The 12,427-nt window shown below is 66.1% G+C and carries 10 protein-coding genes; 8 read left to right on the top strand and 2 right to left on the bottom strand.

Going from position 1 to position 12,427, the window contains the following annotated elements:
• Nucleotides 1–2: 2 nt before the first annotated feature.
• A complete protein-coding gene (locus tag K3148_RS09710; protein WP_221424614.1) occupies nucleotides 3–1,067 on the bottom strand; it encodes a DUF2332 domain-containing protein in 1,065 nt (354 codons plus the stop codon).
• A 44-nt stretch (nucleotides 1,068–1,111) separates the two neighbouring features.
• Between K3148_RS09710 and hisG the strand changes: the two genes are divergently transcribed.
• The 7 genes from hisG (at nucleotide 1,112) to K3148_RS09675 (ending at nucleotide 10,470) form a co-directional block, all read left to right on the top strand.
• Complete coding sequence (hisG, locus tag K3148_RS09705) at nucleotides 1,112–1,765, top strand: ATP phosphoribosyltransferase (RefSeq protein WP_221424613.1); 654 nt, start codon at nucleotides 1,112–1,114, stop codon at nucleotides 1,763–1,765.
• Nucleotides 1,765–3,054 carry a histidinol dehydrogenase gene (hisD, locus tag K3148_RS09700; protein WP_221424612.1) on the top strand — a complete coding sequence of 430 codons (1,290 nt, stop codon included), beginning with the start codon at nucleotides 1,765–1,767 and terminating at the stop codon, nucleotides 3,052–3,054. Before hisG ends, hisD begins: the two co-directional genes overlap by 1 nt.
• Nucleotides 3,051–3,503: a transcription antitermination factor NusB gene (gene nusB / locus K3148_RS09695; protein WP_221424611.1), complete on the top strand. Its 453-nt coding sequence runs from the start codon at nucleotides 3,051–3,053 to the stop codon at nucleotides 3,501–3,503. The genes hisD and nusB overlap by 4 nt, the downstream gene beginning before the upstream one ends.
• A 148-nt stretch (nucleotides 3,504–3,651) precedes the next feature.
• Nucleotides 3,652–4,521 (top strand): thiamine-phosphate kinase, encoded by an 870-nt coding sequence (thiL, locus tag K3148_RS09690; protein ID WP_221424610.1) that lies wholly within the window; start codon nucleotides 3,652–3,654, stop codon nucleotides 4,519–4,521.
• Nucleotides 4,522–4,671: 150 nt separating this feature from the next.
• Nucleotides 4,672–6,825 (top strand): sodium-translocating pyrophosphatase, encoded by a 2,154-nt coding sequence (locus tag K3148_RS09685; protein ID WP_221424609.1) that lies wholly within the window; start codon nucleotides 4,672–4,674, stop codon nucleotides 6,823–6,825.
• A gap of 94 nt (nucleotides 6,826–6,919) precedes the next feature.
• Complete coding sequence (locus K3148_RS09680; protein WP_221424608.1) at nucleotides 6,920–7,831, top strand: acyl-CoA thioesterase; 912 nt, start codon at nucleotides 6,920–6,922, stop codon at nucleotides 7,829–7,831.
• A gap of 35 nt (nucleotides 7,832–7,866) precedes the next feature.
• Nucleotides 7,867–10,470, top strand: coding sequence for a M14 metallopeptidase family protein (locus K3148_RS09675; protein ID WP_221424607.1), 2,604 nt, complete (start codon nucleotides 7,867–7,869; stop codon nucleotides 10,468–10,470).
• A 3-nt stretch (nucleotides 10,471–10,473) separates the two neighbouring features.
• On the opposite strand, the gene K3148_RS09670 is transcribed toward K3148_RS09675, so the two are convergent.
• Complete coding sequence (locus tag K3148_RS09670) at nucleotides 10,474–11,154, bottom strand: DUF1190 domain-containing protein (protein WP_221424606.1); 681 nt, start codon at nucleotides 11,152–11,154, stop codon at nucleotides 10,474–10,476.
• Between the two features lie 82 nt (nucleotides 11,155–11,236).
• Here K3148_RS09670 and K3148_RS09665 point away from each other — a divergent pair, with 82 nt between their 5' ends.
• On the top strand, nucleotides 11,237–12,403 hold the full coding sequence (locus tag K3148_RS09665) for a glutathionylspermidine synthase family protein (RefSeq protein ID WP_221424605.1): 1,167 nt from the start codon (nucleotides 11,237–11,239) through the stop codon (nucleotides 12,401–12,403).
• The last annotated feature ends 24 nt before the right edge of the window (nucleotides 12,404–12,427 follow it).

Raw genomic sequence — 12,427 nt, 5'->3', positions numbered from 1 at the left:
ACCTAATCCAGCCACTCCACCCATGCGCCGTGCGGATGGGCGTTGGCGAGATGTGCCGGCTTTTCCCCGTCCGGCCAGTAGCGGACCTTCAATTCATGCGCGAAGGTCTCGCGGTTGGTCTCCAGCGACAGGTGCGCCAGCGGCCGTTCCTTCGTGGCGCTCGAACCCGCCTCCTGCAGCGCCGTCTCGATCCGCTCTTGCGTGAAATCGGGCAGGTATTGCCACATGATCGAATGGCCGAGCACGCGGGTCACGCCCTCCTCCTGCGGCTTCGCCAGTTCCTTTTCCACCCAGTCGCCCGCGTCCATCCGCTCGATTTCGGGTGGCATCAGGCTGGCTAGCGCGATCGCGGCGTCGATCCGGGCCATGCGCCCCGTCGCCTCGGGCCAGACATAGCTCTTGAGCCGCAGCGCCTGCGCCTCGTCGGTGAGGTCGACCGGGGCGATATCGCTGCCCCGCGTATCGACGAAACCGATGTCGCTGTCAGGCGGCGGGCCCCCGCGCCACTCGGGCACGATCCGCATCCGGCTGCCGCTCGGCCCGGTGCTTACCCCGCCGAGATCGTAATGATAGCGACCGAGCATGGTGTTGATGCCCGCGCTCGCCCCGATTTCCAGCCACTCGAACTTCGGGCAAGTGCGCCCGTCCGCGAGCCAGAGCAGCCCGGCGGCAAAGCTGGCCGAGCGCCCGGCCTCGTTCGTCTGCGGCGGCCCGTCGAGCCACGGCATCAGCTGGAAATCATGCGTTTCCACGATCTCGCGCACCAGCGCGTCGACTTGGTCCTGCGCGGGCATGCGTCCCGCGTAGACGTCCTCGAGCCGCGGTTCCTCGCCGGTCAGCAGGAGGTTGTGAATGCCGGCCGCGATCCTCAGCGGCATGGCATCGCGCAAGGACAGGCCCTGCCAGGCGAAGATCCGCCGCGCCGTCGCCGCCTCGCTTTCCTCCAGCGCCAGCAGCGCGCGCACCACCTGCGCCGTGCCAGGCGCGCCCGCATTTTCGGCGTGTTTCGCCTGCCATTCGATGGCTTGAGGGACCGAAACGATGTCCATCACCCCGCTCTCCGCCATATCCGTTGCCCTTTTGCCCGCGTGTGCCTATCTGCCGCTCCGCAATGACCGACAGTCTTACCTTCGCCATTCCCAAGGGCCGCATCCTCGATGAAGCGCTGCCCGTCATGGCCCGTGCGGGCGTCGTGCCGGAAGATGCCTTCCACGACAAGGCGAACCGCTCGCTGACCTTTGCCACCACGCGCGAAGACATGCGCCTCATCCGCGTGCGCGCCTTCGATGTCGCGACCTTTGTCGCGCATGGCGCGGCGCAGCTGGGCATCGTGGGATCGGACGTGATCGAGGAATTCGACTACGCCGATCTCTACGCGCCGGTCGATCTCGACATCGGCCATTGCCACCTCGCCGTGGCCGAGCCGAAGGGCGCGAGCGCGACCAGCGGGGCCAGCCACCTGCGCGTAGCGACGAAATACCCCAATCTCACCCGCCGTCACTTTGAACGCCAAGGCATCCAGGCCGAATGCGTCAAGCTGAACGGCGCGATGGAAATCGCCCCCGAACTTGGTCTTGCCGGCCGCATCGTCGACCTTGTTTCCAGCGGCCAGACGCTGAAGGACAACGGCCTCGTCGAGACCGGCCACATCATGGACATCACCGCACGCCTCATCGTGAACCGCGCCGCGCTGAAGACCGATCCGCGCGTCTCCGCGCTGGTCGAGGCGTTCCGCGCTATCAGCGAAGAGCGGAGCGCCGCCTGATGCAGCTGCTCCGCACCAGGGACGCCGATTTCGAAACGAAGTTCGCAAAGATCGTTCGTGACCGCCGCGAAAGCGATGCGCAGGTCGGACGCGATGTCGCCACCATCCTTAACGAAGTGCGCGAGCGCGGGGACAGCGCGCTGGTGGAATACACCAAGCGTTTCGACCAGCACAATCTGACCGGCGAGGACGACTGGTCGATCTCGAAAGAGGCGTGCAAGGCGGCTTACGACCGCCTCGACGATGCGCTGCGCGAGGCGCTGGAAACCGCCGCGAGCCGAATTCGCGCCTATCACGAAGGCCAGTTGCCGCAGGACCGCGACTATACCGACGAAATCGGCATGCGCCTCGGCGCGCGCTGGAGCGCGGTGGAGGCGGCGGGGCTTTACGTGCCCGGCGGCCGCGCGGCCTATCCCTCTTCGTTGCTGATGAACGCCATCCCCGCCAAGGTGGCCGGGGTGGAGCGGCTTGTCGTTACCACGCCGACACCCGGCGGCGAGGCCAACGATCTCGTGCTAGCCGCCGCCCATGTCGCGGGCGTGGACGAAATCTACCGCGTCGGCGGCGCGCAGGCTGTGGCCGCGCTCGCCTTCGGGACGGAGCGGATCGCGCGCGTCGATGTGGTCGTCGGCCCCGGCAACGCATGGGTCGCGGAGGCGAAGCGCCAGCTTTACGGTGTCGTGGGTATCGACATGGTCGCCGGCCCCAGCGAAATCCTCGTCATCGCGGACAAGAACAACAAGCCGGAATGGATCGCTGCCGACCTCCTGAGCCAGGCCGAGCACGACCCGACCAGCCAGTCGATCCTGATCACCGACGACCGCGGCTTCGCCAGCCAGGTCATGGACCAGATCGACCTCGAATTCCTCAAGCTGCCGACCGCCAAGACTGCCAAGGCTAGCTGGGACGATCACGGCCTCGTAGTCCTCGTGGACAGCCTCGATGAAGCCCCGGCCCTGTCGGACCGGCTCGCCGCCGAACACGTCGAGATCGCCACGGACGATCCCGAAGCGATCTTCGCCAAGCTGCGCCACGCGGGCAGCGTCTTCCTCGGCCGCATGACGCCCGAGGCGGTCGGCGACTATATCGCCGGTCCCAACCACGTCCTTCCCACCGGCCGCCGCGCGCGCTTTGCGAGCGGGCTGTCGGTGCTCGATTTCATGAAGCGCACCAGCTTCATCGGCGCCACCGACGGTGCGCTGAAGGCCATCGGCCCTGCCGCCGTGCGCCTTGCGGAGGCCGAGGGCCTCCCTGCGCACGCCCTTTCGATTTCCAGGAGGCTTTCGTGAGCCAGAACCCCAAGTCCCAGTCGCGCAGCGCGGCCCGTCTCGGCGCGGTGCAGGCGCTTTACCAGCAGCAGATGGAAGGCACCGCCACCGCCAAGTTGCTCGACGAATTCCACCAGCACCGCCTCGGCAAGGTGATCGAGGAAGAGGAATACGCCGATGCCGACATCGATTTCTTCGACGATCTGGTGAAGGGCGTCGAGGCGCGCCGCGCGGAGATCGACGAGCTTCTGACCGCGCGTCTCGCGTCGGGATGGACGCTGGCCCGCCTCGACAAGACCATGCTGCAGATCCTGCGCGCGGGCAGTTACGAGCTGATCGCCCGCAAGGACGTGCCCAAGGCCGCCGCGATCAGCGAATACGTCGATGTCGCCAAGGCCTTCTTCGACGACCGCGAAGCGAAGTTCGTCAACGGCATCCTCGACGCGGTCGCCAAGGAAGTCGGACGCTAACTTCCAGCGTCTCTAAGAAATCCGTTCGTGCTGAGCTTGTCGGAAGCGAAGCTGGCCAAAGGCCAATCACCGCACTTTCTTCTTGCGCAGTTCCAAAAGTGAAGGAAGGCCCTTCGACAAGCTCAGGGCGAACGGATAGGGGGCTGGAGTGAACGAGGCAGACTTCATCGCCGCCCTTCGAGGCTTGGCTTCGAACCCCGGCGCGCGCGGGCTGGAGGACGATGCCGCCGTTCTCGAGTTCGGCGGCGAGACGCTGGTCCTGACGCATGACACCATGGTCGACGGTGTCCATGTTCTCGAAGGACAGGACCCGGCCGACATTGCGTGGAAGCTGGTGGCGGTAAACCTCTCCGACCTTGCGGCCAAGGGAGCCGAGCCGGCCGGCGTATTGCTCTCGCATATGCTGGGCGCCGACGATCATCGCTTCGTCACCGGGCTGCGCGAGGTTCTGGACTCCTACGATGTTCCCCTGCTCGGGGGGGACACGGTACGCGGTGAAGGCCCGCGGGTCTGGGGCTGCACGGCCCTGGGGCGCGCGACGCACACGCCGGTGCCCTCACGCGGTGGCGCGAAAGTGGGAGATGCCATCTATGTCACCGGAACTCTGGGCGCCGCCATGCTCGGCTTCGAGGCTCTGCGCGGCGGAGACGAGGCCGACAGCACCGCCTATCGCAGGCCGCGTCCGCGTCTCGAGGAGGGTCGCCTGCTGGCCCCGCACGTCACCGCCATGATGGACATTTCGGACGGGCTCCTGCTCGATTGCTGGCGTATGGCCTGTGCGGCGGAATTCGTGGCGTTCGAACTCGAAAGCGACAGCATCCCGGTCGCAGACGCTTCGCGCCGCGCGGAATGCATCCGCTGGGGCGACGATTACGAACTCCTCTTCACCGCCCCCGTCGGTGTCGACTTGCCCGTCCCTGCCACGCGGATCGGCACGGTCACCGACACCGATTTTGCTCCGCTCTGGCTCGACGGTGAAGCGCTCACTCCCGAGCAGGGTTTGGGCTACCAGCACTAACCTTTCGTGCGACGTAGGGGAAAAGCGCAGATTCTTGCGCTTTAGACCCCTTGCAAGCGTATGCGCTGCTGATACACCTTCCCGCCTCCAATGCGTCGGCGTCTCCCACGCCGGGTCGCATCAAACATATAATCGGGAGGGGAGATTTTCGTGGACCTTGTAATCCTATCCATAGGGTTGGGACTGCTCGCCGTAATTTACGGCTTCGTCACCAGCCGCCAGGTGCTCAGTTCGGGCGCAGGCAATGAGAAAATGCAGGAAATCGCCGGCGCCATCCAGGAAGGCGCGCAGGCCTATCTGAAACGCCAGTACACCACCATCGCCTTCGTCGGCGTGGTCGTGGCGGTGCTCGTGGGCGTGTTCCTCGGCATCATTCCGGTCATCGGTTTCGTGATCGGCGCCATCCTGTCGGGCGTTGCGGGCTTTATCGGGATGAACATCTCGGTACGCTCGAACGTGCGCACGGCTGCCGCCGCGCAGAGCGGGCTGCAGCAGGGCCTGACCCTCGCCTTCCGCGCCGGTGCCATCACCGGTATGCTGGTGGCGGGCCTCGCGCTCCTCGCGATTGCGGTGTTCTTCTGGTACCTGACCGGCCCTGCCGGCCATGCCCCGAACAGCCGTGAAGTGATCGACGGCCTCGTCGGCCTCGCCTTCGGCGCCTCGCTGATCTCAATCTTCGCGCGTCTGGGCGGAGGTATCTTCACCAAGGCCGCAGACGTCGGCGCCGACCTCGTCGGCAAGGTGGAAGCCGGCATCCCCGAAGACGATCCGCGCAACCCTGCCGTGATCGCGGACAATGTCGGCGACAATGTGGGCGACTGCGCCGGCATGGCTGCCGACCTGTTCGAGACCTATGTCGTTACCGTGGGCGCCACCATGGTCCTCACCGCGCTGCTCTTCGGCGACGCGCTGGGCGACCTCTTGATGCCGATGATGGCCCTGCCGCTGCTGATTGGCGGCGCGTGCATCGTCACCAGCATCATCGGCACCTATTTCGTGAAGCTCGGCAAGGGCAGCACGAACGTGATGGGCGCGATGTACAAAGGCTTCCTTTGGTCCGCCATCCTCGCGATCCCGCTGATCTGGATCGTCATGAACTATGCGCTTGGCGGCATGGGCACCGAGCTTGGCGGTTCGACCGTCGGCATCGATCCCGGCGCTCCGGTTGCCGAAGAAGGTACCTCGGAACAGGTCGTCACCTTTACCGGATGGGCGCTGTTCTGGTGCTCGCTCATCGGTCTGGCCATCACCGGCCTGATCATCTGGATCACCGAATACTACACCGGCACCAATTATCGCCCAGTGAAGTCGATCGCCAAGTCGTCCGAGACGGGCCATGGCACGAACGTGATCCAGGGCCTTGCCATCAGCCTTGAATCGACCGCCTTGCCCACGCTCGTGATCGTGGCCGGCATTATCGCCACCTTCCAGCTCGCCGGGCTCATGGGCATCGCCTATGCAGCCACCGCCATGCTGGCTCTGGCAGGCATGGTCGTGGCGCTCGACGCTTACGGTCCGGTGACGGATAATGCCGGCGGCATCGCCGAAATGGCCGGTCTCGACGACAGCGTTCGCGAGAAGACCGACCTGCTCGACGCGGTGGGCAACACCACCAAGGCCGTGACCAAGGGCTATGCCATCGGTTCGGCGGGCCTCGGCGCGCTGGTTCTCTTCGCTGCCTACACGACCGACCTCGCGGAGTTCTTCCCGAATGCGGACGTCGATTTCAGCCTCGAGAACCCGTATGTGATCGTCGGCCTGCTGCTGGGCGCACTGCTCCCGTACCTCTTCGGTGCGATGGGCATGACCGCCGTGGGCCGCGCTGCCGGTGACGTGGTGGTCGATGTGCGCGAGCAGTTCGCTGCCGACGCGGGCATCATGGCCGGTACCAGCAAGCCGAACTACGCCAAGACGGTGGACCTCGTGACCAAGGCCGCGATCAAGGAAATGATCGTTCCTTCGATGCTGCCGGTCCTCGCGCCGATCGTGGTCTACTTCGCGATCTTCTTCCTCGCGGGCCAGGAAAACGCCTTTGCCGCCGTCGGAGCCCTGCTCCTCGGCGTGATTATCGGCGGTATCTTCGTGGCGCTTTCCATGACCGCCGGTGGCGGCGCGTGGGATAACGCGAAGAAGTACATCGAAGACGGCAACCACGGCGGCAAGGGCTCCGAAGCCCACAAGGCTGCCGTGACCGGCGATACCGTGGGCGATCCCTACAAGGACACCGCGGGTCCGGCCGTGAACCCGATGATCAAGATCACCAACATCGTCGCGCTGCTGCTGCTGGCGGCACTCGCGGCCTGATCCAACGCGATCATGACGCTTGAAAGGGCGGCGGCACTTAGGTGTCGCCGCCTTTTTCTTGACGCTCGCGTAAAGGGGAAGCACATCGCCCCGAGTGAGTGACACCAAGACCCCCGAACAGCTCGTCGCCGGCCTGATCCGCCTGCTGACCGTCGCCCCCGCGGGCGAATACGCCTTCACCGGCAACCAGCAGCCCGGCGGCATCGGCCGCGTTTTTGGCGGGCAGGTAATCGCACAGGCACTCCAGGCCGCGCAGGCCAGTGCGCCCGAAGGGATGGAAGCACACTCGCTGCACGCCTATTTCCTGCGCGGCGGGCGCGAGGGCGTCGATATCGACTATGCGGTTGCCGCCGATTTCACCGGGCGCAGCTTCGCCAACCGCCGCGTCGTCGCCCGGCAGGCCGGCGAGGACGGGGAAGGCACGCCCATCCTCAACCTCACCGCCAGCTTCCAGCATCCCGAAGAGGGGCTGGAGCACGAAGACAGCCCCATGCCCGATGTGCCGCCGCCCGAGGACCTTCCCTCGGACATGGAGATGCGGAAGAAATTCCTCGAAAAAATGGGCGAGGTCCCGGAAGTCCAGCGCACACTTATGCTCCGCCCGCGCCCGATCGAGATGCGCACCAGTGGGAAGCTGCACTGGATGAACGCGGAGAAGAAGCCACCCCACGCGCACAGCTGGTTCCGCGCCGCCGCTGCGTTGCCCGACGATCCCGCGCTGCACCGCGCGGTTATCGCCTATGCCAGCGACTTCACGCTGCTCGGCACGTCAGCCCTCCCCCATGGCCTATCCTGGGCGCGGGGAGAGTTGAAGGGCGCCAGTCTCGACCATGCCATCTGGTTCCACCGTCCTGCGCGCGCCGACGAATGGCTGCTCTATGCCACCGACAGCCCGTGGTCGGGCGGAGGACGCGGCTTCAACCGTGGCCGCATCTTCAACCGCGCTGGCGATCTCGTCGCCAGCGTGGCGCAGGAAGGTGTGGTCAGGCGCTCCAAACGAACTTAGGCCCTGACATCAAGCTGCCAGAGGGGAAACATTCGATGCTCGCACCGCTGAAGGCGCTCGCCGCGCTGGTCCTTATGATCCCGACGGCTCCGCTGGCCGCGCAATCGGTGCTGGACGGCCAATTCGATTCCGCCATCCCGACGCTCGAAGCGACCATCGGCCACGCCACGGGCCAGCGGATTAGCGCGCCGGATGAGGTGACACGCTATCTCGAAACGCTCCACCGCGCCGCGCCCGAACGGACTCGCCTCGTGCAATACGCCACGAGCTGGGAAGGCCGCCCGCTGCACTATCTCGTGATTTCGAGCGCAACCAACATGAGCCGCCTCGAAGCGAACAAGGCGGCGATGGCTGCCGTGGCGCGCGGCGAAACCCCGCAATCCGGCACGCTGCCTGTGACGTGGCTTTCCTACGGCGTACACGGCAACGAGATTTCCAGCAGCGACGCCGCGCTGGCGGTGGCCTACCACCTCCTCGCCGCGCGCGGGAACGCGCAGGCCGACACCATTCTCACTAATAGTTACGTGGTCATCGACCCGAGCCAGAACCCCGACGGGCGCAACCGCTTCGTCACCGGCTTCCGTAGCGCGCTCGGCCTAGCCCCTTCGCCCGATCGCCACGCGGCGGAGCATGACGAGCAATGGCCCGGCGGCCGCCAGAACCATTACCTCTTCGACCTGAACCGCGACTGGTTCGCCCTCACCCAGCCCGAAACGCGCGGCAAGGTGGCGGCGCTGCTCGAATGGAACCCGGTCGTCTTCGTCGATGCGCATGAGATGGGCGGCGACGAGACCTATTATTTCCCGCCTGCTGCCGAGCCCTTCAACCCGAACATCACGCCGGGCCAGAAGGACAAGCAGGTACTCCTCGGCCGCGCGATCGCGCGCGAGTTCGATGCGCGCGGCATCCCCTATTTCACGCGTGAGGTCTATGACGCTTTCTATCCAGGTTATGGCGACACCTGGCCGACGCTCCACGGTGCCATCGGCGCGACGTTCGAGCAGGCCTCGGCGCGCGGTCTCGTCCTGCGACGCCGCGATGGCCAGCTGCTCACCTATGCCGACGGGGTGCGCAACCATTTCCTCGCCAGCATGGCCTACGCCGAAACGGTCGCCCGCAACGCCGACCGCTTTCTCGCCGACTATGCCGCCCACCGCCGCACCGCGCGCGATGAAGGGCGCGGGAGCTATGTGATCGACCTGGCGCAGCGTCGCTGGAACGCCGAAGCTTTGGGCCGCAGGCTGGCGGCTCAGGGGATCGAGGTGCAGCGCCTTGCTCCAGGCGTATCGGCTTGCGGCAAGCGCTATCCTGAGGGCGCTCTCGCCATCGACCGCGCGCAGCCTTCGGGACGGCTCATCCGCAGCCTCCTCGACCGTACCACCGCGCTCGACCCCGCCTTCGTGCGCCGCCAGGAAGAGCGCCGCGAGCGCGGCCAGCCGCACGAGCTTTACGACACCACCGCCTGGTCGGTCGGGCTGATGTCGGGCGTCGATGTCACCCAATGCTCGTCGCGCGTCACCGGCTCCCCGCTGGAGGCGTCCTCCCCCATCACCGCCTCGGCAGGGGGCATGGGCGACTTCGGTCTCGCCATTCCCTGGACCGATAGCGGTCAGGCGCAGCTCATCCTCGCCGCGCTGCGCGAAGGCATCGACGCTGGCGCAAGCGAACGCGCCTTCACCATTGGCGGCCGAGAATTCCCGCGCGGTTCGGTGATCGTGCCGCGCCGTTCGAACAGCCCCGAAGCACTGGCGCGGCTGGAGGAACTCACCCGCCAGATCGGCGCTGAAACCGTGCCGCTCGCCGAAAGCTGGGTCGAGGCCGGCCCCAATTTCGGCAGCGAAGCCTTCCGCCGCCTCGGCGCGCCGCGCGTGGCCATGGCATGGGACGACGGCATCTCGCCAACCTCCGCCGGATCGCTGCGCTACGTGATCGAGCGCAGGCTCGCGACGCCCGTCACCCCGATCCGCACCGGCACCCTGCCGCGCGCCAATCTCGGCAGTTACGACGTGCTCTTCATACCCGAAGGCTCGCTCGATATGGCAGCGCGCAAGGCGGTGCAGGCCTATGTCCAGCGGGGCGGTGTGGCGGTCATCGTCGGAACGGCACTTACCGGCTTCATCGAAGACGAGACGCGGCTGTTCAGCACCGCGCGGCAGGGCGCGCTCGGCAAGTCGCCGGAGGGCGATGGCGAAGTGGGCGAGGACGCTCCCGCAAGCGAAGGAACGGAAATCGTCTCGGCCGACGAATACGACGCGCTGATCGACGATCCCACCGAATTGCCCGACCGCCTCCCCGGCGCGCTGGTTCGCACCGTGGCCGATGCAAACCATTACCTCTCGTCAGGCTACGACGATGGACCGGTCGTCAGCGCGTCGGGGAGTTTGATCTTCACCCCGCTCAACCGCAAGGACGGCACGAACGTGCTGCGCTTCGCCTCGGCGGACGCACTGCTGGAAAGCGGCTATATCTGGGACGAGAATAGGCGCCAGATGGCATTCAAGCCCTACCTCCTGGCCGAGCGGAACGGTGGCGGGCTCGCCATCGGGTTCGCGCACGATCCTTCGCTGCGCGGCTATCTCGACGGGCTGGACCTGCTGATCGCCAACGCGATCCTGCTGGCCCCGGCCCACACGCGATAGGGTCTAGCCGCCGCGGCTCGATGCGGTCGCGGTGCGGCCTGCACGGCTGTTGAGGCTCCAGCCACGGCTGGTTTCGCCGAAGCCGGCCTTCTTGGCCATGGCCGAGGCGGCCTTGACCTTGGGCACGCTGCGCGCGGGCTGGAAGGCGCGCGATCCGGCGTAATACTTGCCCGGAGCGCCCGCATAGCCGAGCCGCACACCGCGGCTGGTCTGGTAGCCGCCGCCCGGCGACGAAAAGGCCGGTGCGGGACGCGTCGAGGACTTGCCCCACATATAGCCGACAAGGAACGGCATGAAGGACGGACCGCGGCGCGATTCCGTCGGCGACGTCGTATCGGAGGGGCTTTCCTGGCATTTACCCTCACCGAACTGCTGTTCGCAATCGGCCAGAGCTTCGAAACGCGGCGCTTCCTTTTCCGCAATGGCCAGCGCTTCCTCGCGCTTTTCGGCGCATTCGGCGCGGGTCATCCCGGTTTCCTTGGCGCAGGCGAAGACGTTCTCGAAGACCTGCACTTCCTCGCCATCCTGAGCGCTGGCGACGGGCATCGGTGCCTTGGCCTGTTCGGCCGCCGCCTCGCCGCAGCCGGACAGCAAGGCACCGCCACCCAGCGCGGCCATAGTGGTCAGCGCAACGCGGCCCGAACGCTTGCGGCGCGTTTTCGGCGTGATGTCGGAATTCGTCATTGGATGCCCCCAAAATCTCTATATGGATAAGGGCTATAGTTCGAAATTACTGACAAATTCCTTCCACGGGGGCGCAAGGGACATGATCCGCAAGGAATTGGGCGAGCGGCCCGACTGGCAAGAGGTCGCAAGGGCTAACGGTTTCGTCTTCCACCATGTCGATGGCGAAATCTATTGGGACGAGCGCGCCTGCTGGCAATTCACGCTCGACGAGGTGGAGAACCAGATCGAGGACCCCTCCACCGAACTCTACGCCCTGTGCCTCCAACTGGTCGACGAGGCGTGCGACAGCCAGCAGCTGATGGAACGCCTCGCCATTCCCGAAGACATGCGGGATCTCGTCGCCAACAGCTGGAAGAACGGCGATCCCTCGCTCTACGGCCGCTTCGACTTCGCCTATGACGGCAGCGGCCCGGCCAAGCTGCTGGAGTTCAACGCCGACACCCCCACCTCGATCTACGAGACAGCCTTTTTCCAGTGGCAATGGCTGGAGGACATGATCGAGTTGGGCCGCCTCCCCCAGCATGCAGACCAGTTCAATCGCCTGCACGAAGCGCTGATGGAGCGTTTCCAGGCGATCCTTTCGTCCGGCAGCCTCCTCCACTTCTCCGCCGTGGAGGACCATGTCGAGGACCGCGCCACCGTCGCCTATCTCGAGGATGTCGCAGGCCAGGCCGGCATGGAAACGCGCTTCCTCGACATTTCCGCCATCGGCGTGACCGAGGATGGGCGCTTCACCGATCCCGACGGCTACCGCATCGGCGCGCTGTTCAAGCTCTACCCGTGGGAGGACATGCTGCGCGAGAGCTTCGCCGAGCACGTTGCAGGCAGCGAGACTCTGTTCCTCGAACCCGCATGGAAGGCGATCCTTTCCAACAAGGCCATGCTCCCGCTCCTGTGGGAGCGCAACGAGGGCCACCCCAACCTCCTGCCCACCTTCTTCGAATACGCCCCCGAAGGCCGCGACCTTGCGCGCGGCCCCCATGTGCGCAAGCCCTTCTTCAGCCGCGAAGGCGCGGACATCTCGCTCTACGACGGCAACACCCGCCACCGCGGCCCGGACGAAGGCTACGGCGCGGAAGGCGCGATCGTGCAGGCCTACGCCCCCCTCGCCCGCAGCGGCGAGAACCACGCGGTCATCGGCAGCTGGATCGTGGGCGACGAAGCGGTCGCCATGTCCATCCGCGAAGACGCCAGCCCCATCACCCGCGACCTCGCCCGCTTCCTGCCGCACGTAATCCTGGGCTGAGCGGCGCTTTTCGCACCTGCAAAA

Origin of the sequence: Qipengyuania aurantiaca (assembly GCF_019711375.1) — a bacterium.
Classification (GTDB): Bacteria; Pseudomonadota; Alphaproteobacteria; order Sphingomonadales; family Sphingomonadaceae; genus Qipengyuania; species Qipengyuania aurantiaca.
Note: the sequence above shows the minus strand (reverse complement) of the source record. Positions and strands in the feature narration are given on the sequence as shown.

Coding starts and splice junctions, on each gene's coding strand:
- K3148_RS09710 (WP_221424614.1), bottom strand. CDS start 1,067: ATGGCGGAGAGCGGGGTGATGGACATCGTTTCGGTCCCTCAAGCCATC.
- hisG (WP_221424613.1), top strand. CDS start 1,112: ATGACCGACAGTCTTACCTTCGCCATTCCCAAGGGCCGCATCCTCGAT.
- hisD (WP_221424612.1), top strand. CDS start 1,765: ATGCAGCTGCTCCGCACCAGGGACGCCGATTTCGAAACGAAGTTCGCA.
- K3148_RS09675 (WP_221424607.1), top strand. CDS start 7,867: ATGCTCGCACCGCTGAAGGCGCTCGCCGCGCTGGTCCTTATGATCCCG.
- K3148_RS09670 (WP_221424606.1), bottom strand. CDS start 11,154: ATGACGAATTCCGACATCACGCCGAAAACGCGCCGCAAGCGTTCGGGC.
- K3148_RS09665 (WP_221424605.1), top strand. CDS start 11,237: ATGATCCGCAAGGAATTGGGCGAGCGGCCCGACTGGCAAGAGGTCGCA.